The sequence below is a fragment of the Rhizobium sp. ZPR4 genome, from assembly GCF_040215725.1.
GTDB lineage: Bacteria > Pseudomonadota > Alphaproteobacteria > Rhizobiales > Rhizobiaceae > Rhizobium > Rhizobium rhizogenes_D.
This window is the reverse complement of sequence record NZ_CP157967.1, coordinates 3,721,536-3,741,753: the sequence shown is the minus strand read 5'-3', so window position 1 is coordinate 3,741,753 and position 20,218 is coordinate 3,721,536. Positions and strand designations below refer to the sequence as shown.

The window sequence follows — 20,218 nt, the reverse complement described above, 5'->3', positions numbered from 1 at the left end:
CGATCACATCAAAAACAAAAGCCGCCCGGCGCTCTGCAGCGGGCAGCTTTCTTTATCACTCACAATGGATTTCTGTCAGAGCAGGCCGAATTGCTTGCCGGCTTCCGACAGCGACCGCATCGGCCGCGGGCCGATCTGTTCGATGACGATGGCTGCTGCGAGATTGCCGAGCTTGGCGCAATCTTCCAGGCCGCGGCCTTGCGTATAGCCAAAGAGGAAACCGGCGGCGAAAAGATCGCCGGCGCCGGTCGTATCGACGCGTTCCTCAATCGGATGGGCATCGACGACATAGCGTTCGTTGCCGCGCACGATGACAGCGCCGTCCTTGCCCGTCGTCACGGCGGCGATCTTGCAATCGGCCGAGATCAGCGTCAGCGCCCTATCGAAATCATCGGTCTCGTAGAGCGACAGGGCCTCGTCACGGTTGGCAAAGACGATATCGACGGTGCCGGAGCGCATGAGATCCAGGAATTCGTCACGGTAGCGGCCGACGCAGAAGCTGTCGGAGAGCGTCATCGACATTTCCCGGCCATTGGCATGGGCAATACGGGCGCATTCGCGGATAGCTTCCTTGGCGCGCGGCGGATCCCAGAGATAGCCTTCGAAATAGGTCACCTTGGCATCGGCAACGACGTGTTCCTCGACGTCTTCCGGACCAAGCTCGACACAGGCGCCGAGATAGGTGTTCATGGAACGCTCGCCGTCCTCGGTTACGAAGATCATCGAACGGGCGGTGGGCGGAAAGGTGCCCTTGGCCCTGGTTTCGTAGTGCACGCCCTGGGCGCGGATATCGTGGGCGAAAATCTCGCCGAGCTGATCTTCGGCAACCTTGCCGAAATAGGCAGCCCTGCCGCCGAAATTCGCGACCCCGGCCGCCGTATTGCCGGCGCTCCCGCCCGAGGCTTCCAGGGCCGGTCCCATGCGCGAATAAAGAAGTTCGGCGCGCTCGGCGTCGATGAGGTTCATCGCGGCTTTGGTGATCTTGTTGTCGATCAGGAACTGATCATTGCAACGGGCGATAATGTCGACGATGGCATTGCCAACGGTCAGTACATCGAAGCGAGTCATCTATAGGAAGGTCCCGGATACTGGTGATAGCCGGTATCCGGTATTATCGGTTTTTCTGAAGTTTGGAAGAAAAATCGGCACCAGCGCCGCCAAGTTAATTGCATTCAGTCATTTGCCTGTCACTTTCTATCTTTAAATGCTTATCAAGCGGCTGGGATGGGAAGTTCGAAAGACTTTCGAGCCAGTCTGGGAAGGAATGATGCCTTCCGCCTCACCGGTACGCGGGCCGACCACGGATGAACTGGCGGCATGTGCACCGGGGGGAATTTCCGGCGAGACCGGACACACAAGCGGGCATTGCCCGCTTTTTTGTTTTTACGGGTTCCCACACCTACAGCGCGCCGCGATCTTTCGAACCCGTTCCTCGTGTTTTAAGCTTTTGATTTTGCGCATGTCGTCTTCGCAAAACCGCTGCGCACTTTTGCGCGACATGCTTCGAGCAAGCTGCTACAACTTCTGGATCACCCTCCAGAGTCACGCTTTTTCACGGCCTCCGTCCGGCATGTCCGAAATCTTCACTGATGTTCTCCCGGTCTTCCTGCTCATTCTCGTCGGCTGGGTGATCGTTCGCACCGGCCTGTTGAAGGCCGAGGTCGGCGAAGCCATGAGCGAGTTCGTCTTCAAGATCGCCGTGCCGCTGCTGCTGTTCCAGACCATCGCGGAGGCTGATTTTCGCGGCGCTTCGCCGTTTCGGCTGTGGATCGCCTATTTTTCCGGTGTCGCGATCACCTGGACCGCCGGCCATATCGTCGCAACGCGGCTGTTCGGGCGGGATGCGCGTATCGGCGTGCTCGCCGGCGTCTCATCCGCCTTCGCCAATACGATCTTCATCGGCCTGCCGCTGGTCGGGCGCACAGTCGGGCCTGACGGCGTCATGGCGATGTCAATCCTGATCGCGGTGCATCTGCCAACGATGATGATCGCCGGTACGCTGCTGATGGAACAGGCCGAGCGCAAGGAGAATGCCGGTGCCGGTCGCAGCATCGGCGAATTGTTGCAGCATGTCGGCAGCAATCTTGTCCGCAATCCGCTTGTCATCGGCCTTTTCTGCGGTCTTGTCGTCCATCTGACCAGCCTTCCCATCCCTGCAACACTCGGCACCGCTATCGACAGCATCGCCAATATCGCCGGCCCGGCGGCACTGATCTCGCTCGGCATGGCGCTGCGCCAATATGGGCTGTCAGGCAATCTCGGCATTACCAGCGTGATTGCCTCCTTCAAACTGTTCCTGCTGCCGGCCTGCGTACTGGCAGCCGGCCATCTTCTCGGCCTTAGCCCGGAATGGCGCGCCGCACTGGTCTTGACGGCGGCAGTTCCTACAGGTGTGAACGCCTGGCTGATTGCCAATCGCTTCGGCGTCGGTCACAGTCTCGCCGCCTCGACGATTACCTTGACGACAGCGCTCGGGGCGTTCTCGGTGTCGTTTTGGGCCTATCTGCTCGGATAGCCGAGGCTCGAACTTGCCGACGATAACCGCATCTCTCCGCTTTCGGAGAGGCCGGCAGGAAAGTGGTCATATATTTGCGCATCCCGGCCTTCCCACCCGGAGCGCAGCAAAGGATGGCACATGAATATTGCAGCTCCAATCACCAACCCCGCGTCAGCCTATTCGCAGAAGGTCTTCGTGCTCCAGGGCGGCGGCGCGCTTGGCTCCTATCAGGCGGGTGCCTTTCAGGCATTGCGCGAACAGAATATCGAGCCGGACTGGATCGCCGGCATCTCGATCGGCGCGATCAACGCCTCGATCATGGCCGGCAACGTACCCGGCGAGCGGCTCGAGGCGCTGCGCTCCTTCTGGAACAAGGTGACCGTTCATCTTCCCGTCGATCTGCTGATGGAAGATCGGCGCGAAACCAATCCTTTCTATCGCTCAGTCAGCAGCTGGTGGGTTTCGACCTTCGGCGTGCCCGGTTTCTTTTCTCCCTGGCAGATTCCAGCCTGGTTCCAGACGCGAGGATCGGCGGGCGCGACCAGCATCTACGATACCGAGCAATTGCGCCAGACGCTGCTCGATCATGTCGATTTCGACCGGATCAACCACGGCCCGGTGCGCTTGAGCCTCGGCGCGGTCAACGTCCGCACCGGCAATTTCGCCTTCTTCGACAACAAGGACACCAAGATCGGACCGGAGCATGTGATGGCGAGCGGCGCCCTGCCGCCCGGCTTTCCCGCGGTCAAGATCGGCGGCGAATATTACTGGGATGGTGGCCTCGTCTCGAACACGCCGCTGACTTACGTGCTGCGCAATGGTGCCGATATCGATACGGTCGTCTTCCAGGTCGATCTCTTCAGCGCCGTCGGCCCGCTGCCGCAAGATCTCGAGGAAGTCGAGGAGCGGCGCAAGGACATCACCTATTCAAGCCGCACCCGGCTCAATACCGATCTCTTTCTGGAACGCCATCGTCTGCGGCGCGCGATATCCGACCTCTATGCCCGCCTTCCCGAAGAGGCCAAGGCCGATCCGGAGATCAAGAAGCTGGAGCAGCATTGCTCCGATTACGGCGTCACCATCATTCACCTGATCTACCGCAACAAGCAGTTCCGCTCGCATTCGAAGGATTACGAGTTTTCGGCACTGTCCATGCATGAGCATTGGGAGGCCGGATTGCGTGATGCCCGCAAGGCGCTGATCGCGGAAGACTGGCGCATGCCTCCGAGCGCGGAGGACGGGTTGAAGGTCTTCGACCTCGATCAGCGGACGCGCTCACGCCGTCACGCAATCTGAATACCGCAACACGAAAAACCCGGCCCTGAAGGCCGGGTTTTCCAATTACGCCTGTGACTTGTCTTAGTTCGTGGCGGCCGGTGCGTTCGGGTCCGGCAGCGGCACCTGCGTATCGGCGAGCGTGCGCAGATAGGCGATCACGTTGGCACGATCCTCTTCCTTCGGCAGGCCGGCAAAGCCCATCGCCGTGCCGGCGACGAATTTCTTCGGAGCGGCCAGGAAGTGATAGAGGTGGTCATAGGTCCACTTTTCCGCACCACCCTTGGAGAAGTCCTTCATGCCGGACGAATAGGCGAAGCCCTCGTGCTCGGCGACCGGGCGGTCGACAATACCCCAGAGATCGGGGCCGACCTTGTTCGGCCCGCCCTTCTCTCCGGAATGACAGGCCTGACACTTCTTGAAAATCGTCTCGCCGACCTTGGCATCAGCCTTCTGCAGCAGCTGAGCGATCGGCGTATCCGGCTTGGCGGCCGCGGCCTTGTCGCCTGCAGCCGGTTCCTCGGTCGCGACGATGGCGAAGCCTGGCTTTTCCGGTGCCTCTGTATGGAAAATAAATCCTGACGCGAGCGACACGGACTTCAACACGAATAGCGTGGCCAAAAGCGCCCCGACACCCATGTTCACGTAGGATGAATTCATCTGCTATGCTCCCCTCGCCGCCAGCATCCTCCGCTGGCCCATCTTGAATTCGCGCGAAACCTATGTCTTTTGGCTGTTTCTTGCAACTCTGTAAACGGTCTCCACCATGAGACGTTTTGACACTTTTCCCTCGGGAATAGAAGGCCCAACAATGACTGATTCAAATTTAGACAAGACGCTGGTCCTCATTCCCGCCCGCATGGCCTCCACGCGCCTGCCGGGCAAGCCGCTGGCGGATATTTGCGGCCTGCCCATGATCGTACAGGTTGCCAAGCGTGCGCGCGAGGCGGCGATCGGTCGCATCGTCGTTGCAGTCGACCATGCGGATACCTATGCCGCGGTCGCCAATGCCGGCTTCGACGTCGTCATGACACGCGGCGATCATCAATCCGGCTCGGACCGCATCTATGAGGCGCTGCAGGCCGTGGATCCGCAGGGTCGCGCCGAAATCATCGTCAACGTGCAGGGCGACCTGCCGACGATCGATCCCGACACCATCCGCGCATCGCTGCGCCCGCTCGAAAACCCGGCGGTCGACATCGCCACGCTGACCGTCGAGATCAAGGACGAGGAAGAAAAGACCCTGCCGAGCGTCGTCAAGGTCATCGGCTCGCCGATTTCCGAAAATCGCCTGCGCGCCCTCTATTTTACCCGCGCCACCGCACCCTACGGCAAGGGGCCGCTCTATCACCACATCGGTCTTTACACCTACCGCCGTGCCGCACTGGAAAAGTTCGTGAAAGCTGGGCCATCGCCACTCGAGTTACGCGAATCACTCGAGCAGCTGAGGGCTTTGGAGGCCGGCATGCGCATCGACGTCGAGATCGTTGACACGGTCCCGCTCGGTGTCGATACTCCCGGCGACCTTGAAAAGGCCAGACGTATCCTCTCCGCCGCTTCTCTCTGACGGCATTCCCCCAAGGGCAGTTCCATGATCACCAAGACCAACAAGATCTCCTTCCAGGGCGACTACGGCGCCAATTCCGACATGGCCAGCCGTGACATGTTCCCGACCATGGAGCCGCTGCCCTGCCAGACCTTCGAGGATGCCCTCACCGCCATCGACAATGGCGACGCGGATCTCGGCATGATCCCGATCGAGAACACGATCGCCGGTCGTGTCGCCGACATCCACCATCTGCTGCCGGAATCGCGCCTGCATATCGTCGGCGAATATTTCATGCCGATCCGCTTCCAGCTGATGGTCCTGCCTGGTGTCAAGAAGGAAGAGATCCGCACGGTGCACAGCCACATCCACGCACTCGGCCAATGCCGCAACATCGTGCGCGCGAATGGCTGGAAGCCTGTGATTGCCGGGGATACGGCGGGTGCTGCCAAGCTGGTGAAGGAAACCGGCGATCGCAGCATGGCGGCATTGGCGCCGCGGCTTGCGGCCGATCTCTACGGCCTCGAAATCATCGCCGAGAATGTCGAAGACACCGAAAACAACATGACGCGCTTCGTCATCCTGTCGCGCGATGAGGACTGGGCGGAGCGCAGCTCGCCCGACGAAAAGATCGTCACCACCTTTGTCTTCAACGTCCGCAACATTCCGGCCGCGCTCTACAAGGCGCTCGGCGGCTTCGCCACCAACGGCATCAACATGACCAAGCTCGAAAGCTATCAGCTCGGCGGCCGTTTTGTAGCAACGCAGTTCTATGCCGACATCGAGGGCCACCCCTCCGATCCGCATGTGCGCCGCGCGCTGGAGGAATTGCGCTTCTTCTCCGAAAAGGTCCGCATCCTCGGCGTCTATAAGGGCCACCCGACGCGGGGCGATCTCTAAGCAGCGGTTATTGCGACGCTTTGGTCACGACCTCGATACGATGCCCATCCGGATCGATGACGAAGGCGGCGAAATAGTTCGGGCCATAGTGAGGCCGAAGACCCGGTGCGCCGTTGTCCTTACCGCCATGGGCCAATGCGGCCTGATGGAACAGGACAACGGCTTCCCGGTTTGGCGCGGCAAAGGCCAAATGAAAGCCCGAGCCAGGGGCTCGCGCTTCATTGCCGCGCAATTTGATGGCGAATTTATCGCCACCGCCCGCAGGGCCATATCCAACCGCCTGGTCGGGATCGCCGGGGCTCAAGTCTTCCCAAACCCTGACATAGCCGAGCGGCGCGAAAGCGGCGTCGTAGAAGGCGGCGGCTCTCACGATATCGGACACACCGAACGAAATATGATGGAGCAATTGGTCCTCCCTTGGCTCCAAGTGTATCGATCAGTTTCTTTTGCAAACGCTGGAAGTCAACTCGGACGATTGGCATGACTGCATCGCAAGTCACTTTGATGAAACGATCTCCGGCGGTCGCCGCTAGCCCCTCATCCGGCCTTTCGGCCCCCGTCTCCCCGCCTGCGGGGAGAGGGTTAGGGTGAGGGGCAAGCCATTCGCTCAGTGCCTACTTATCCGGCTCACATACCCGCAGGCGATGGCCATCCGGGTCGAGCACAACGAAGGTCGGGCCGAAATCCATCGTCGTCAGCTCCTGCGCGATAGGCAGGCCGCGTGCCTTCCAATCCCTATAATGCTGCTCGACGGCGCCGGCGCCTTCGACCATGAAGCCCAGTTCGCCACGATTGCCGATGGCGGAGGGCTGCGGCTCGACGCTGCTGCGGCGCCAGAGGCCGAGGCTTAGGCCGTTGTCGAGCGCGAAAGCCACGAAGTTCGGCGACGCAAAAGCCGGCTCTCGGCCGAACAGATCGCGGTAGAACGGCGCACTTTCGCCGGGGTCCTTGACGTAGAAGATAATGAGGTTGGGGTTGGTCATTTGGATATTCCTCTTGTTTCGATGGATATGCGGGCATGCGCAGGCAGTCCGGCGAGCGGAGCGGCGCCCGCCAGGGATGGCTTTGTCAGTGCATGGTCAGATCTTATGCAGGCGAGTTTCCAGAACGCATCACGCTGTTCGTATCAGCTTGCTGCACTTGGTTTTTTGATTGTGCGTAGTCGTTATCGCGGAGGTCGCGACGAGCTTCTGCGGCTCGCGTCAGCGCATCCGGTCTTCCTCCCGGTAAGGGGCGCAGCCGTCCAGGAATCCCAGATCGCGCTTAACGGAACTCGGCGCCTCGTCGATATCGAGACGATTCCAGCGGCGGGTGAAATAGCCAAGCGCAATCTGCGAGAGCCGAGCCGGCCACGCCGGATATCCGTCTTCGCGCGCCTCGGCGCCACCGCGATGCGCTTGTTTCGTTAAGGTGAAAACATTGGCTGCCATGATCGGTCCTCCTTCCTGATTGGATAGACCCATCATAGTCGTACCTACTGACAGTTTCTGGCAGTAGTATCGCGTCGCCGGATCAATTGTGGACCATGCCTTCCCGCGCCTGCCATTCTCTGGCGAGGGCGACACGGCGGCGCGGGTAACGCGCCTCCAGCACCGCGAAATCGACGATACGGTCGGCGCGGAAATGGCGATAATCCTGACGCAGTTCGCACCAGGCCATGATGATGCGCGCATTGTCGAAATAGCCGAGCGCGAAAGGCCAGATGCGCCGGGTCGAGATGGCACCGTTCACGTCGCCATAGGTCAGCTGCACCATGCGCTCCGTCTGGATCGCCTTGCGCATCAGGGAAAGATCGGCCTTGTCTTCCGTGATACGACGCGTACCGACGACCACCGCCGCCTGGTCGACCGCATCGCGAAGGTCCGCGGGCAGCACGGCGGCGATCTTGGCGAGCGCATCGGCGCCGGCGGCCGCCAGACGGGCGTCAGTGGCGCGTGCCACCCATCGCGATCCCAGAACCAGCGCCTCGATCTCATCCTGAGAGAACATCATCGGCGGCAGCATGAAGCCGGGCTTCAGGACATAGCCGATACCCGGCTCGCCCTCGATCATGGCGCCCTGCGACTGCAGGCTGGCGATATCGCGATAGAGCGTGCGCAGGCTGACGCCGGTCTCCTCCGCCAGCACGGCGCCGCTGACCGGACGGCGATAGCGCCGCAATGTCTGCAACAGCGTCAGCAAGCGTTCCGAGCGGGCCATGACGCGACAAGACCTAGCGTTTCCATTCCACCCAGTCGCGCATCAGGCGATGGGCAATGGCGCCCTTGGGTGGAGATGTGTTGCCGGATGCCGAGACGCGGTCGAGCATTGCAAGCGTCTCTTCCGGGGTGAACCAGCGGCAATCTTCCAGCTCGGCCTCATCCATGTGGATTTCGCTCGACTTCGCCTCGGCGTAGCAGCCGATCATGAGGGAATGCGGCATCGGCCAGGGCTGGGATGCATGATAGCGCACGCGGCCGGTATGGATGCCGGATTCCTCATGCGTCTCGCGGCGCACCGCGTTCTCGATGGTTTCGCCCGGCTCGACGAAACCGGCGAGACAGGAATACATGCCCGGCGCGAAATGATGGCTGCGGCCGAGCAGGCAGAGGTTCTTCTCCTCGTCGATAACAAGCATGATGACCACCGGATCGGTGCGCGGGAAGATCATGTGTTCGCAAGCCGTGCACACCCGCTTGTAGCCGCCGATGCGGCTTTCCATGACCGATCCGCAACGGCCGCAGAAGCGGTTGTCGCCATTCCAGCGGAGAAGGCTCATGCCCTGCGCGGCTTCGCCGAGGATTTCGCCTTCCAGCAGCAGATCGCGCCAGAGCGAGCGCATGTCGGCCGGTTTGTACTGGCAGGCAAGCTCGTCGGCATTGACGCGCACGGGCACGGCAAGCCGGGGCTCGCCGGTCTTGCGGTATCCGAGCAGCACGGCCTCATCCCAATTCGGATCGAGATCCTTCAGCTCGTAGCGGGCAAACAGCGGGTCGAGCACCTGGCCGTCATGCTTCAACACCAGACGATCCTGGGCGAAAGCCAGGATATGGGTGCCTTCCTTGGCGAGCGCATGTTTGATCGATTCCTCGTCGCGATGCTCGGCATCCCGGTTGAGCTGGTTTTCCGCAAAGGCGGTGAGACTGCTTGGTTCCGGATGCGGGGCATCCGAGGAAAAGATGGAATGGCTCATTGTGAAAGCGTTTCCCGCAACTTGGCTATGAGGCTGTTCATGTCTTCGTCCGAATAGGGTTCCGCCTTGCCGTAGCCCCAGACCGGGCCTGGCCAGTTGGCATCACCTTCGAACCGCGCGATGACATGAACATGCAGCTGACGGACGATATTTCCAAGTGCCCCGACATTGATTTTTGCAGCGCCCGTCACCGTCTTCAGGGCGCTTGCGACCTTATCCGTTTCGAAGGTCAGCAGGATCCGGTCGAGCGGGGTCAGCTCGAAAACCTCCGATTTGTCGGGCCTGCGGGGGATCAGCACAAGCCATGGCCAGCGGCGATCCTTCATCAGCCTGACGTCGCAAAGGCCTGTGATCGCGACAGAAACGCTGTCATTCGCCAGACGATCGTCGAGCGTAAACTCCTTCAAGGGGGCATCCTCCATTGTTTTATCAAATGTTTAGCAGTTTTTTTTGACCTTGGCTTGCTTTTGATGGCGATATTGCCGATATGTGCATCCGGGAGGTTGGTGGTGGACGAGCCACTCGCCAACCGGGTCAGGTCCGGAAGGAAGCAGCCCTAACGAGCCCGGCACGGGTCATTCGTGCCAGCCTCCCACCCTTTCCGAAAGCAAGACCCGGCTTTCGCCGGGCAACAAGCTAGGCACCGGGCAACAAGCAGGGCGATGAGCGACACCGAGCGACAAGCAAAAGATGCCGCTTCGACCGGCACCGGTTACCGGGTGCTGGCCCGCAAATACAGACCCAAGGACTTCACAGATCTTATGGTCGGCCAGGAGCCGATGGTTCGCACGCTGACCAACGCGTTCGAAACCGGCCGTATTGCCCAGGCCTATATGCTGACCGGCGTCCGCGGGGTCGGCAAGACCACGACCGCCCGCATTCTGGCGCGCGCCCTCAACTACAAGACCGCCGACATCGATCGGCCGACAATCGACCTGCGTGAACCCGGCGACCACTGCCAGGCGATCATGGAAGGCCGGCATGTCGACGTCATCGAGATGGACGCCGCCTCGCACACCGGTATCGACGATATCCGGGAGATCATCGAGCAAGTGCGCTACCGGCCGGTCTCGGCGCGCTACAAGGTCTACATCATCGACGAAGTGCACATGCTGTCGACGGCCGCCTTCAACGGGTTGTTGAAGACGCTCGAAGAGCCGCCCGAGCATGTGAAGTTCATCTTCGCCACCACCGAAATCCGCAAGGTGCCGATCACGGTGCTGTCGCGCTGCCAGCGCTTCGACCTGCGCCGCATCAGCGCCTCCGATCTCGTCGGGCTGTTCACCACCATTGCCGGCAAGGAAGGCATCGAGGCCGAGCCGGAAGCGCTCGCCATGATCGCCCGCGCCGCCGAGGGCTCGGCGCGCGACGGCCTGTCGCTGCTCGACCAGGCGATCGCCCATGGCAGCGGTTTCGTTGCCGCCGATGCCGTGCGCGGGATGCTCGGGCTCGCCGACCGCGCCCGCATCGTCGATCTCTTCGGCCATGTCGTCAAAGGCGATGTTTCGGCAGCGCTTGCCGAATTCAACAGCCAGTACGAGGCCGGCGCCAATCCCGTCGTCGTCTTGACCGACCTTGCCGATTTCACCCATCTCGTGACCCGCCTCAAATATGTGCCCGATGCCGCCGACGATCCGTCGCTCAGCGAAATCGAGCGCACGAAAGCGGCGGAATTCGCGCAAGGGGTCGCCGTAACCGCACTTTCCCGCATCTGGCAGATGCTTCTCAAAGGCATCACCGAGACGGAAAACGCTTCTCGCACGGCCGGCGCTGCCGAAATGGTGTTGATCCGGCTGGCACATGCAGCCCATCTGCCGGCACCGGAAGATGCCGCCCGCAGGCTTGCCGAGTTTTCCGATGGTAATGGTGGTTCGCGCCCATCGCCCGCCCCAAGCGGCGGTAACGGCGGCGGCGCGGTATCCTATCAGGGTAGCGCCATGGCGCGTGCGGTCGAAACATCTGCGCCGCGGCCCACGCCCTCCGCACCGGTCGCCATGCTGCGTGCCGTGCCGAGTGCCCAGCCGGATTCGCAACCCTTCGGACGTATCGAGCCGAAGCCGGTCGAAGCGCCGAAACCACTCGTGCCGGTCAATTCGATGGCCGACATCGCCGAACTCGCCAGCCAGAAGCGCGATCCGAAGCTGAAGGCGCTGGTGCGAACCTTTGTGCGCCCCGTCAAACTGGAGCCGGGCCGGCTCGATGTCAGCCTCACGCCGGGCGCGCCCGGCACGCTTTTGAACGAGCTTGCCGTCAAGCTGAAGGAATGGACCGGCATCCACTGGATCGTCAGCCTCAGCCGCGAGGAAGGCCAGCCGACGCTGGTCGAAGCCGAAGCGAACGCTCAGAAACAGCGTGTCGCCGATGCACGCCAGGACCCCGACGTCGCAGCGATCCTGGCGCAGTTTCCAGGCGCAAAGATCATCGACGTGCGGGTGCGGGCACCCGAGACGGAAGACGAAGAGGAAGTTACGGCGCCTCCCGCCGCCGCCGAATCCGTTGACGGCGATATTCTACCGGGCGACGATATCGAATTCTAACGCTAGGATGGCCGTTTACGGAACCGCATCGGCCTGAGGCCGTTGGCGATATATCCCGGCTGAGCATACAGACACTTGCAGAAGAAGGACCAAAGACGATGCGCGACATCATGGGCATGATGGGCAAAGTGAAGGAAATGCAGGCGAAGATGGAGAAGATGCAGTCGGAGATCGCCGACATTCGCGTCGAAGGCAAGGCCGGCGGCGGTCTCGTCACCGTCACCGTCAACGGCAAGGGCCTGATGCTCGGCCTCAAGATCGATCCCTCGCTCTTCAAGGAAGACGATGTCGAGATCCTCGAAGACCTGATCGTCGCCGCCAACAAGGATGCCCAGGAAAAGGCCGAGGCGATCGCCGCTGAAAAGACCCGCGAACTGACGGCTGGCCTGCCGATCCCGCCCGGCTTCAAGCTGCCGTTCTGAGACTAGAGCCTTTCCGCGTTTCTTCGAATCGCGAAAACGCTCTATTTTTTGCTTCTACGCAATTCCAAGCGGAAAACCGCTATACACTTTTCCTGGAATTGCGGTGCCCCTCTTCCATCAGCGGGCGGCGGCTTTGCGAATGAGATCGCGGCCGATCGCCTTTATTGGCTCATTTCGCAGCACCAGCGACGTCGTCACGGCCCCATGGCGGGCAATGGAATCGACGATGGTTTCAAGATCAGATGGCGTCGGCACGAGAACCTTGAGCATAAAGCAATCCTCGCCCGTCAGCCTCAAGACCTCGATTATCTCGGGCATTTCGGAAAATTGCTTCAGATAGGGCCGGATGTGCTCATGCGTGGTCCTGAGACGGATGACCGCCATCATGCCGAGCCCGACAGCTGAGGGATCGACGACCGCGCGATAACCGGCAATCACGCCACGCTCTTCCAATCGCTTCAGCCGCTCCGAGGCTGCCGGCTGCGATAGACCGACCCGGCGGCCAAGCTCCGATACCGAGATTCGCCCATCCTGCTGCAAAATCTCGATGATCGACAGATCCGTCGGATCCAAACCTCTTTCGATGATATCCATTGCCCACCTTCAATTCATCGGTTGGTGAAAGTTTTATCCGATGGATTGCAATGTCAATCGGCAACCCGACATGTCAGCTTTTCTCCATTCGGGACTATGGAGAAAGAATAGAGATGAGCGATATCATCACGCTACCGGGGCTCGACGGCTCAGGTGAAGGTCACTGGCAAACGCTTTGGGAACGGGATGATCCGATCATGCGCCGTTTCCAGCCGTCGAGCTGGGACAGGCCGATACTCACGGACTGGATTGCCGCGCTGGAGAGGGAAATCTCGCGCTCCAGAACGCCGCCGATCCTGATCGCGCACAGTCTTGCCTGCCAGTTGATCGCCCATTGGGCTCCGTCAACGACAAGCGCGATCCGTGGCGCATTCATGGTGGCTGCGCCAGATCCGACGGGGAAAATCTATCTTGCCGAGGCCGGCAGCTTTGCAAACCCGCCGCTGAAGCGGCTGCCTTTTCCGTCCCTGCTTGTCGCCAGCACCGACGATCCGTTCGGCTCCTTCGATCATGCGCGTCGGAGCGCCGAAATCTGGGGCAGCGCCTTCGTCGATGTCGGGCCGCGCGGCCATGTCAACGCCGCATCCGGCCTGGGCGACTGGCCGGAAGGCAAGGCGATCTTCGAGCGCTTTCGCGCGCAGCTCGGCTGAATGCAAATCAGGCGTTTGGAAAAGCCGGGCCGGGGTGCTATCTCTCAATCTCGCCTTCCAGATATCGTCTGGTCTGCCTGCTCGGAGGGAATGCGATGAGCCTGTCGACGCTGCTTGTTTTTGCCGGCGCTTTGTTCATTGCGGCGGGATCGCCGGGGCCGAACATTGCCGCGCTGGTGGCGCGCGTGCTGACGAAGGGCGCGCGCAACGTGCTGCCCTTCCTCTCGGGCATGTGGCTCGGCGAGGCGATCTGGTTGACCTGCGCCGTTGCCGGCCTTGCGACCATCGCCGAAACCTTCCACCTCGCCTTCGTGGTGATCAAGTGGCTCGGCGTTGCCTATCTGCTCTATCTTGCCTGGAAGATGTGGTTTGCGGCTTCCGACGCTGCGGAAGAGCAGTTGCCGAACGAGCAATCGGCCGTGCGGCTTTTCCTTGCCGGCTTCACCGTCACCATGGGCAATCCGAAGATCATGGTCTTCTATGTGGCGCTGCTGCCCTCGATCATCGATCTGCACGGTGTGACGATCTCCGGCTGGGCCGAGCTGGTGGCGACGATGTTCGTAGTGCTGATCGTTATCGACCTCTCATGGGCGATGCTGGCGGCAAAGGCCCGGACCTTCCTCAAGAGCCGCCGCGCCGTGCGCATCGCCAATCGCGCCAGTGCCGGCACGATGGCGGGTGCGGCCGTCGCCATCGCCATGCGATAAGCTTAGACGCCAGCGTCGTTATCGAGCGTCGCCCGCAGCTTGTAATGGATCGGAGCCGCAAGGTAACGCGCCCGATCCACCGGCGATAATCGCCTGCCAAACGTTGCCATCAGCTCCGGCATGGTCACCCGTCCGCCGGCATAAGGCACATAGGCGACCGGCGTACCGGCACTCACGGTGCCAGAGGTAAGCACCCGGCAATAGATGCCGGGGCGACCCGCACGGGAATAGAATTTGACGAACAGGGGATCGCCCATCTTCGCGGCAAAGGTGGCGCAAGGGGTGCGTGCCGAGGTCACCTCCAAAACCAGATCGCCGGCTATGAATCTATCGCCGACGGCGACGGTGCAATTGTCCAGGCCCTCGACAATGAGATTCTCGCCAAAGGCGCCGGGCTCCAGCGGGCGTCCGAGTTCCTTCGCCCACCAGTCCAAGGTCAGCGAACCCTCGACATAGACGGCCTGATCGCGACCGCCGTGATATTCGCGATTGCAGATGGTGTCGCCGAGCAGACCCTCGGTGTCGATCATCACGGCGCCGTTGACCGCATGCTTGTTGATGCCGGTCTTCATTTTCTTGCCCGGCAGCGTTTCCGGAGCGCCGAGGCAAACGGCCAGAATTTTCATCGCTCAACCGTCCCTTCCGTGATTCCGTTCCTTGAGCATATGAGCTAAAAGCCTCCCATGGCAAAGCGAGTCACCGGCCCCGAAATCGAAAAACTCATCCAGCTTCTGGCGAAGGTGCCTGGGCTCGGGCCGCGCTCGGCGCGGCGCGCGGCACTGCATCTGATCAAGAAGAAGGACCAGCTGCTCGGGCCGCTGTCCCATGCCATGGGCGAGGCCTATGACAAGGTGAAGATCTGCTCGCACTGCGGCAATGTCGATACCGTCGACCCCTGCACCGTCTGCACGGACGACCGGCGTGACCAATCGGTCATCATCGTCGTCGAAGATGTCTCGGACCTCTGGGCACTGGAGCGATCAGGCGCGATGAACGCTGCCTATCACGTTCTAGGCGGCGTGCTGTCGCCGCTCGACGGCGTCGGACCGGACGATCTCAACATTCGCGGGCTGGTTGCCCGCGTTGGCGAAGGCGGTGTCCGCGAAGTCATCATCGCCGTCAATGCGACGGTCGAGGGGCAAACCACAGCACACTATATAACCGATCAGCTCGACGGCCTCGAGGTCAAGATCACCCGTCTTGCCCATGGCGTACCTGTTGGAGGCGAGCTCGACTATCTGGATGAAGGCACGCTGGCGGCGGCGTTGAGAGCACGGACGGCGATTTGAGGCGATTTTTCGCGAAGATATAAAGGACTGAGCATGAGGAGAGTGCACACCCCCCTCCGTCAGCTTTCGCTGACATCTCCCCCACAAGGGGGGAGATTGGTTGCTCGTAGCGCCGACGTGCCTCAAACCAATATTGTGTCCGCGGAAACTTCTGACCATCGATATGGCGTGAAGCGCGCCGCAAACGATCTCCCCCCTTGTGGGGGAGATGTCCCGATAAGGACAGAGGGGGGTATCTCGCGGCATATTCTGCGGCTGCTCATCCTCCTCCTTACGCTTCTCCCCCTCCCCGCTCTCGCCGCCTCGAAGGCCGATGTCGAGGCACAGTTTCAGACCTGGATACAGAAGGATCTCTGGCCGGACGCACAGAAGGCCGGGATTTCGGAAAAGACCTTCCAGGCCGCCTTTACCGGCGTGACGCTGAATTGGGATCTGCCTGACCTCGAGCCGCCGGGCTTCCCGAAGCCGAAGCAACAGGCGCAGACCCAGGCCGAGTTCTCCTCGCCCGCCCCCTATTTCAACGAGGCGCGGCTGCAGAAGCTCGCCACGACGGGACGGAGCCTTGCCTCGCAATATGGGCCGGTGCTGCGGCGGATCGAGAAGACCTATGGCGTGCCGGGGCCGATCCTGCTCGCCATCTGGGGCCGAGAAACCGGCTTCGGGGCCGCCAAGCTGCCGAATTCGGCGATCCAGGTGCTTGCGACCAAGGCGTTCATGTCGACCCGCAAGGACATGTTCCGCAACGAGCTCATCGCGGCGCTGCGCATCCTCGAGCACGGCGACGTGACGCCGGATCAGTTCAAGGGCTCCTGGGCGGGCGCTCTTGGCCAACCGCAATTCATGCCGACCAACTATCTGAAATATGCCGTCGATTTCGATGGCGACGGCCATCGCAACATCTGGACCTCGGTGCCGGACACGCTGGCTTCCATAGCCAACTATATGGTTCAGAAGGGCTGGCAACGCGGTCGTGGCTGGGGATACGAAGTGACCATCCCTCAAAACGTCTCCTGCGCACAGGAAGGGCCTGATCTCGCCAAGCCGGTTTCGCAATGGGCGTCGCTCGGGATCGCACGCGTCTCCGGCAAGGCGTTTCCGTCGGACGAAATGCGGGCGAGCGGCATGATGCTAGTGCCGGCCGGCCGCGACGGGCCGGAATTCATCGTCACGCCGAATTTCTACGTCATCAAGGAATACAATAATTCCGACCTCTACGGCCTCTATATCGGCAACCTCGCCGACCGCATCGCCAATGGTAGCGGCGCCTTCCAGGAAAAATGGGGCGATGTCGGCAAGATGCTGCGCTCGGATGTCGCCAACATGCAGAAGGTTCTGGAGCACAAAGGCTACGATGTCGGCGGGACCGACGGCCTGCCCGGCTACAAGACCAGGCGCTCGATCGGCCAGTGGCAGGAAAAGAGCGGCATGAAGCCCACCTGCTATCCGGACAGTTCGATGCTGGGCGTCCTGAAATAGCAGCGCGGACAGCTTTCGGCGCGAATGCCTTGCAATTTGCCGGAAAGGGGCTTATATCGGCTTCAAATTCTTGATCGCGTGATGAAGAGTGGGCCGCAAGGACCCGCTCTTTTTTATTAGCGCGATCTCCCAATGCATGAACAATGCAGGAGTGAATGCTTGTCGGACGTGACAAACGCAGACAATACCAATGAACCCAGGCTGATCGTCGAAACCGGCCTTGATCAGCGCGTCGCCGCCATCATCGAGCCCGTCCTTGTGGGCATGGGCTTCCGTCTGGTGCGCGTGCGTCTCCTCAATCTGAACGGCCTGACGCTGCAGGTCATGACCGAGCGCAACGACGGCACGATGACCGTCGAGGACTGCGAAGAGGTCTCCACGGCCATTTCGCCGGTTCTGGATGTGGAAGATCCGATCGATAAGGCGTATCATCTTGAAGTATCTTCGCCGGGCATCGACCGCCCGATGGTGCGCAAGTCGGATTTCCAGCGCTGGATCGGCCATATCGTCAAGTGCGAAACGTCGATCCTCGTTGACAACCGCAAGCGTTTCCGCGGCAAGATCGCCGCCGTCGACAATGATGGTTTCACGATCGAGCGCGACCAGGTTGCCTATGGCGAGGAGCCGAAGGTGACCATTCCGTTCAGCACGCTGGCCGAAGCCAAGCTGATCCTGACGGACGATCTCATCCGCGACGCGCTGCGCGCCGACAAGCTGGCGAAAGCCGAGGCAGCGAACCAGAACGAAGCGGACGACGACGAAGAATAACCGATCAACGAACCGCCTGACGGAACGGGAACCCAGAAGGCAGGAAGACGGAGACTAATACAATGGCAGTCAGTGCGAACCGGCTAGAACTTCTGCAGATCGCAGATGCAGTGGCGCGCGAAAAGGTCATCGACCGCGAGATCGTGCTTGCCGCAATGGCGGATGCGATCCAGAAGGCCGCGCGCTCGCGTTACGGTACGGAATCGAACATCCGCGCCGACATCAACCCGAAGACGGGTGAGATTCGTCTGCAGCGTCTGCTCGAAGTGGTCGAGAAGGCCGAGGACTATTCCACGCAGATCCCGCTGGAGCTGGCCCGCGACCGCAACCCGGACGCAGCGCTTGGCGATTTCATCGCCGATCCGCTGCCGCCGATGGATTTCGGCCGCATCGCCGCCCAGTCGGCAAAGCAGGTCATCGTGCAGAAGGTGCGCGAAGCCGAGCGTGACCGTCAGTTCGACGAATTCAAGGATCGCGTCGGCGAGATCGTCAACGGCACCGTCAAGCGCGTCGAATACGGCAATGTCATCGTCGACCTCGGCCGTGGTGAAGGCATCATCCGCCGCGACGAGATGATCCCGCGCGAAAACTTCCGCTACGGCGACCGCGTTCGCGCTTACGTCTACGACGTTCGTCGCGAACAGCGTGGTCCGCAGATCTTCCTGTCGCGCACGCATCCGCAGTTCATGGTCAAGCTCTTCACCATGGAAGTGCCCGAAATCTACGACGGCATCATCCAGGTGAAGTCGGTTGCCCGTGATCCCGGCTCGCGCGCCAAGATCGCCGTCATCTCGAACGACTCGTCGATCGATCCGGTCGGCGCCTGCGTCGGTATGCGCGGTTCGCGCGTCCAGGCCGTCGTCGGCGAGCTGCAGGGCGAAAAGATCGACATCATTCCCTGGTCCAGCGAGCCGGCGAACTTCGTCGTCAACGCGCTGCAGCCGGCCGAAGTCGCCAAGGTCGTTCTCGATGAGGACGCAGAGCGTATCGAAGTCGTGGTTCCGGACGAGCAGCTTTCGCTCGCCATCGGCCGCCGCGGCCAGAACGTCCGTCTCGCCTCGCAGCTGACCGGCTGGGACATCGACATCATGACAGAAGCCGAGGAATCGGAGCGCCGCCAGAAGGAATTCAACGAACGCACGAACCTGTTCATGGACGCGCTCGACGTCGATGAAATGGTCGGCCAGGTTCTGGCCTCCGAAGGCTTTGCCGCCGTCGAGGAACTGGCTTACGTCGATCTCGATGAAATCTCCTCGATCGACGGCTTCGATGAAGACACCGCTCAGGAAATCCAGACCCGCGCCCGCGAATATCTCGAGAAGCTCGAAGCCGAGATGGACGAGAAGCGCAAGGCGCTCGGCGTTTCCGACGAGCTGCGCGAGATCAACGGTATGACGGCGCAGATGATGGTCGCGCTTGGCGAAGACGGCATCAAGACGATCGAAGATTTCGCCGGCTGCGCCGCCGACGACCTCGTCGGCTGGTCCGAGCGCAAGAACGGCGAGACGAAGAAGTTCGAAGGTCTGTTCTCAAAGCTCGAAGTTTCGCGCGTCGAAGCTGAGCAGATGGTCGTGCAGGCCCGCCTGCTGGCCGGCTGGATCACCGAAGCCGATCTCGCTACCGAAGCCGAAGAGGCATCGGAAGGTGAAGGCGAGGCCGAGCAGGAAGCATGATGAGCGCAGAGGGGCCGAAGGCTGCACCCGAAGACGACGATCTTGCGGGTGATGGCGAAAATGGCCGTATGTGCATCGTAACACGCGAAAGCGGATCGCCGGATGAGCTGATCCGCTTCGTCGCCGCTCCGGACGGAACCGTCGTTCCGGATCTGAAGCGGCAGCTGCCGGGACGTGGGTGCTGGGTCAAGGTCGACCGGGCGCTCGTGGACAAGGCAGTGGCAAAGAAGTTGTTCTCCCGCGCCCTGAAGGCGGAGGTGGCCGCGCCGAGCGATCTCGGTGCCACCGTCGACCGCCTGCTTGCGGCGCAACTGGCTGGGATGATGAACATGGCACGCAAGGCGGGCCAGTTCGTATCCGGCTCGTCGAAGGTGGATGGCGCCGTTCGCAACGGCTCGGCACTTGCCGTGTTCCATGCGATGAACGCCGCCGCCGATGGCGTGCGCAAGATAGACCAGGCTCGCAAGGCCTGGCATCTCGGCATGGAGACCGAAGCGGAAATACCGTCCTTCCGTGTCTTTACGGAGGCGGAAATGGACGAACTGATGGGCCAGAATGCTTTTATCCATGCCGCAGCGCTTGCAGGGCAGGCGGGTGAGGGTGTAGTGAAGCGCGCAAACCTGCTCGAACGGTACCGCAACGGCGGTCAGTCCCGGGCAACGGGCGGCGCTGGCCGGCGAAAACAATGACGCGGTCACCGGCCTTTGCCGGA

23 protein-coding genes and 1 other RNA gene are annotated in these 20,218 nt (G+C 61.3%); 14 read left to right on the top strand and 10 right to left on the bottom strand.

The genetic code is table 11. The features are described 5' to 3' along the window. Nucleotides 1–75: 75 nt before the first annotated feature. Nucleotides 76–1,068 carry an adenosine kinase gene (locus ABOK31_RS17940; RefSeq protein ID WP_349957005.1) on the bottom strand — a complete coding sequence of 331 codons (993 nt, stop codon included), beginning with the start codon at nucleotides 1,066–1,068 and terminating at the stop codon, nucleotides 76–78. Between the two features lie 502 nt (nucleotides 1,069–1,570). Here ABOK31_RS17940 and ABOK31_RS17935 point away from each other — a divergent pair. Together ABOK31_RS17935 and ABOK31_RS17930 are read left to right on the top strand one after the other, a co-directional pair. After that, on the top strand, nucleotides 1,571–2,515 hold the full coding sequence (locus ABOK31_RS17935) for an AEC family transporter (RefSeq protein WP_349957003.1): 945 nt from the start codon (nucleotides 1,571–1,573) through the stop codon (nucleotides 2,513–2,515). Nucleotides 2,516–2,635: 120 nt separating this feature from the next. Next, nucleotides 2,636–3,793, top strand: coding sequence for a patatin-like phospholipase family protein (locus tag ABOK31_RS17930; RefSeq protein WP_349957002.1), 1,158 nt, complete (start codon nucleotides 2,636–2,638; stop codon nucleotides 3,791–3,793). Between the two features lie 63 nt (nucleotides 3,794–3,856). On the opposite strand, the gene ABOK31_RS17925 is transcribed toward ABOK31_RS17930, so the two are convergent. Further along, a complete protein-coding gene (locus ABOK31_RS17925; protein ID WP_349957000.1) occupies nucleotides 3,857–4,432 on the bottom strand; it encodes a cytochrome c family protein in 576 nt (191 codons plus the stop codon). A gap of 151 nt (nucleotides 4,433–4,583) precedes the next feature. Here ABOK31_RS17925 and ABOK31_RS17920 point away from each other — a divergent pair, with 151 nt between their 5' ends. Continuing rightward, entirely contained in the window at nucleotides 4,584–5,339 is a 756-nt protein-coding gene (locus tag ABOK31_RS17920) for a 3-deoxy-manno-octulosonate cytidylyltransferase (protein WP_174178475.1), read from the top strand. A gap of 24 nt (nucleotides 5,340–5,363) precedes the next feature. Beyond that, nucleotides 5,364–6,218, top strand: coding sequence for a prephenate dehydratase (locus ABOK31_RS17915; RefSeq protein WP_349956998.1), 855 nt, complete (start codon nucleotides 5,364–5,366; stop codon nucleotides 6,216–6,218). A gap of 7 nt (nucleotides 6,219–6,225) precedes the next feature. Here ABOK31_RS17915 and ABOK31_RS17910 read toward each other — a convergent pair whose 3' ends face one another. The 6 genes from ABOK31_RS17910 to ABOK31_RS17885 form a co-directional block, all read right to left on the bottom strand. Continuing rightward, nucleotides 6,226–6,624, bottom strand: coding sequence for a VOC family protein (locus tag ABOK31_RS17910; RefSeq protein ID WP_349956996.1), 399 nt, complete (start codon nucleotides 6,622–6,624; stop codon nucleotides 6,226–6,228). A gap of 208 nt (nucleotides 6,625–6,832) precedes the next feature. Beyond that, nucleotides 6,833–7,201: a VOC family protein gene (locus ABOK31_RS17905; RefSeq protein ID WP_174178481.1), complete on the bottom strand. Its 369-nt coding sequence runs from the start codon at nucleotides 7,199–7,201 to the stop codon at nucleotides 6,833–6,835. Between the two features lie 219 nt (nucleotides 7,202–7,420). Then, nucleotides 7,421–7,648, bottom strand: coding sequence for a hypothetical protein (locus ABOK31_RS17900; RefSeq protein WP_174178430.1), 228 nt, complete (start codon nucleotides 7,646–7,648; stop codon nucleotides 7,421–7,423). Nucleotides 7,649–7,730: 82 nt separating this feature from the next. After that, nucleotides 7,731–8,417, bottom strand: a complete 687-nt coding sequence (locus ABOK31_RS17895) for a YafY family protein (protein WP_075856776.1) — start codon at nucleotides 8,415–8,417, stop codon at nucleotides 7,731–7,733. A 13-nt stretch (nucleotides 8,418–8,430) separates the two neighbouring features. Beyond that, nucleotides 8,431–9,390: an NAD(+) diphosphatase gene (nudC, locus tag ABOK31_RS17890; protein ID WP_174178485.1), complete on the bottom strand. Its 960-nt coding sequence runs from the start codon at nucleotides 9,388–9,390 to the stop codon at nucleotides 8,431–8,433. Continuing rightward, nucleotides 9,387–9,797 carry an HIT family protein gene (locus ABOK31_RS17885; RefSeq protein ID WP_349956993.1) on the bottom strand — a complete coding sequence of 137 codons (411 nt, stop codon included), beginning with the start codon at nucleotides 9,795–9,797 and terminating at the stop codon, nucleotides 9,387–9,389. The genes nudC and ABOK31_RS17885 overlap by 4 nt, the downstream gene beginning before the upstream one ends. Before the next feature lie 91 nt (nucleotides 9,798–9,888). Between ABOK31_RS17885 and ffs the strand changes: the two genes are divergently transcribed. From ffs to ABOK31_RS17870, 3 genes are all read left to right on the top strand, one after another. Further along, nucleotides 9,889–9,986: signal recognition particle sRNA small type (gene ffs / locus ABOK31_RS17880), an RNA gene on the top strand. A 66-nt stretch (nucleotides 9,987–10,052) separates the two neighbouring features. Next, nucleotides 10,053–11,927 (top strand): DNA polymerase III subunit gamma/tau, encoded by a 1,875-nt coding sequence (locus tag ABOK31_RS17875; protein WP_349956991.1) that lies wholly within the window; start codon nucleotides 10,053–10,055, stop codon nucleotides 11,925–11,927. Between the two features lie 98 nt (nucleotides 11,928–12,025). Further along, nucleotides 12,026–12,349: a YbaB/EbfC family nucleoid-associated protein gene (locus ABOK31_RS17870; protein ID WP_047635820.1), complete on the top strand. Its 324-nt coding sequence runs from the start codon at nucleotides 12,026–12,028 to the stop codon at nucleotides 12,347–12,349. A 117-nt stretch (nucleotides 12,350–12,466) separates the two neighbouring features. Here ABOK31_RS17870 and ABOK31_RS17865 read toward each other — a convergent pair whose 3' ends face one another. Then, nucleotides 12,467–12,943, bottom strand: a complete 477-nt coding sequence (locus tag ABOK31_RS17865; protein WP_174178491.1) for an Lrp/AsnC family transcriptional regulator — start codon at nucleotides 12,941–12,943, stop codon at nucleotides 12,467–12,469. A gap of 113 nt (nucleotides 12,944–13,056) precedes the next feature. On the opposite strand from ABOK31_RS17865, the gene ABOK31_RS17860 reads away from it, so the two are divergent. Both ABOK31_RS17860 and ABOK31_RS17855 read left to right on the top strand, forming a co-directional pair. Next, nucleotides 13,057–13,593, top strand: a complete 537-nt coding sequence (locus ABOK31_RS17860; protein ID WP_174178493.1) for an alpha/beta hydrolase — start codon at nucleotides 13,057–13,059, stop codon at nucleotides 13,591–13,593. 95 nt (nucleotides 13,594–13,688) lie between these two features. After that, nucleotides 13,689–14,300 (top strand): LysE family translocator, encoded by a 612-nt coding sequence (locus ABOK31_RS17855; RefSeq protein WP_349956989.1) that lies wholly within the window; start codon nucleotides 13,689–13,691, stop codon nucleotides 14,298–14,300. Nucleotides 14,301–14,302: 2 nt separating this feature from the next. On the opposite strand, the gene ABOK31_RS17850 is transcribed toward ABOK31_RS17855, so the two are convergent. Continuing rightward, nucleotides 14,303–14,926: an MOSC domain-containing protein gene (locus ABOK31_RS17850; protein WP_349956988.1), complete on the bottom strand. Its 624-nt coding sequence runs from the start codon at nucleotides 14,924–14,926 to the stop codon at nucleotides 14,303–14,305. Nucleotides 14,927–14,983: 57 nt separating this feature from the next. On the opposite strand from ABOK31_RS17850, the gene recR reads away from it, so the two are divergent. The 5 genes from recR (at nucleotide 14,984) to ABOK31_RS17825 (ending at nucleotide 20,195) form a co-directional block, all read left to right on the top strand. Further along, nucleotides 14,984–15,589 (top strand): recombination mediator RecR, encoded by a 606-nt coding sequence (gene recR / locus ABOK31_RS17845; protein WP_349956986.1) that lies wholly within the window; start codon nucleotides 14,984–14,986, stop codon nucleotides 15,587–15,589. A gap of 216 nt (nucleotides 15,590–15,805) precedes the next feature. Beyond that, nucleotides 15,806–17,065, top strand: a complete 1,260-nt coding sequence (locus ABOK31_RS17840) for a lytic murein transglycosylase (RefSeq protein ID WP_349959017.1) — start codon at nucleotides 15,806–15,808, stop codon at nucleotides 17,063–17,065. Between the two features lie 159 nt (nucleotides 17,066–17,224). After that, nucleotides 17,225–17,833, top strand: coding sequence for a ribosome maturation factor RimP (rimP, locus tag ABOK31_RS17835; protein ID WP_349956984.1), 609 nt, complete (start codon nucleotides 17,225–17,227; stop codon nucleotides 17,831–17,833). Nucleotides 17,834–17,895: 62 nt separating this feature from the next. Next, the gene (gene nusA / locus ABOK31_RS17830; RefSeq protein WP_113348110.1) at nucleotides 17,896–19,506 is read left to right on the top strand and encodes a transcription termination factor NusA; all 1,611 of its coding nucleotides are present in this window, start codon (nucleotides 17,896–17,898) and stop codon (nucleotides 19,504–19,506) included. Then, nucleotides 19,503–20,195: an RNA-binding protein gene (locus tag ABOK31_RS17825; RefSeq protein ID WP_174178503.1), complete on the top strand. Its 693-nt coding sequence runs from the start codon at nucleotides 19,503–19,505 to the stop codon at nucleotides 20,193–20,195. The genes nusA and ABOK31_RS17825 overlap by 4 nt, the downstream gene beginning before the upstream one ends. The last annotated feature ends 23 nt before the right edge of the window (nucleotides 20,196–20,218 follow it).

Excerpts from the sequence above, each read along its gene's own strand:
- ABOK31_RS17940 (WP_349957005.1), bottom strand. The coding sequence starts at position 1,068 with ATGACTCGCTTCGATGTACTGACCGTTGGCAATGCCATCGTCGACATT.
- ABOK31_RS17935 (WP_349957003.1), top strand. The coding sequence starts at position 1,571 with ATGTCCGAAATCTTCACTGATGTTCTCCCGGTCTTCCTGCTCATTCTC.
- ABOK31_RS17930 (WP_349957002.1), top strand. The coding sequence starts at position 2,636 with ATGAATATTGCAGCTCCAATCACCAACCCCGCGTCAGCCTATTCGCAG.
- ABOK31_RS17925 (WP_349957000.1), bottom strand. The coding sequence starts at position 4,432 with ATGAATTCATCCTACGTGAACATGGGTGTCGGGGCGCTTTTGGCCACG.
- ABOK31_RS17920 (WP_174178475.1), top strand. The coding sequence starts at position 4,584 with ATGACTGATTCAAATTTAGACAAGACGCTGGTCCTCATTCCCGCCCGC.
- ABOK31_RS17915 (WP_349956998.1), top strand. The coding sequence starts at position 5,364 with ATGATCACCAAGACCAACAAGATCTCCTTCCAGGGCGACTACGGCGCC.
- ABOK31_RS17905 (WP_174178481.1), bottom strand. The coding sequence starts at position 7,201 with ATGACCAACCCCAACCTCATTATCTTCTACGTCAAGGACCCCGGCGAA.
- ABOK31_RS17900 (WP_174178430.1), bottom strand. The coding sequence starts at position 7,648 with ATGGCAGCCAATGTTTTCACCTTAACGAAACAAGCGCATCGCGGTGGC.
- ABOK31_RS17895 (WP_075856776.1), bottom strand. The coding sequence starts at position 8,417 with ATGGCCCGCTCGGAACGCTTGCTGACGCTGTTGCAGACATTGCGGCGC.
- nudC (WP_174178485.1), bottom strand. The coding sequence starts at position 9,390 with ATGAGCCATTCCATCTTTTCCTCGGATGCCCCGCATCCGGAACCAAGC.
- ABOK31_RS17875 (WP_349956991.1), top strand. The coding sequence starts at position 10,053 with ATGAGCGACACCGAGCGACAAGCAAAAGATGCCGCTTCGACCGGCACC.
- ABOK31_RS17870 (WP_047635820.1), top strand. The coding sequence starts at position 12,026 with ATGCGCGACATCATGGGCATGATGGGCAAAGTGAAGGAAATGCAGGCG.
- ABOK31_RS17865 (WP_174178491.1), bottom strand. The coding sequence starts at position 12,943 with ATGGATATCATCGAAAGAGGTTTGGATCCGACGGATCTGTCGATCATC.
- ABOK31_RS17860 (WP_174178493.1), top strand. The coding sequence starts at position 13,057 with ATGAGCGATATCATCACGCTACCGGGGCTCGACGGCTCAGGTGAAGGT.
- ABOK31_RS17855 (WP_349956989.1), top strand. The coding sequence starts at position 13,689 with ATGAGCCTGTCGACGCTGCTTGTTTTTGCCGGCGCTTTGTTCATTGCG.
- ABOK31_RS17850 (WP_349956988.1), bottom strand. The coding sequence starts at position 14,926 with ATGAAAATTCTGGCCGTTTGCCTCGGCGCTCCGGAAACGCTGCCGGGC.
- recR (WP_349956986.1), top strand. The coding sequence starts at position 14,984 with ATGGCAAAGCGAGTCACCGGCCCCGAAATCGAAAAACTCATCCAGCTT.
- nusA (WP_113348110.1), top strand. The coding sequence starts at position 17,896 with ATGGCAGTCAGTGCGAACCGGCTAGAACTTCTGCAGATCGCAGATGCA.
- ABOK31_RS17825 (WP_174178503.1), top strand. The coding sequence starts at position 19,503 with ATGATGAGCGCAGAGGGGCCGAAGGCTGCACCCGAAGACGACGATCTT.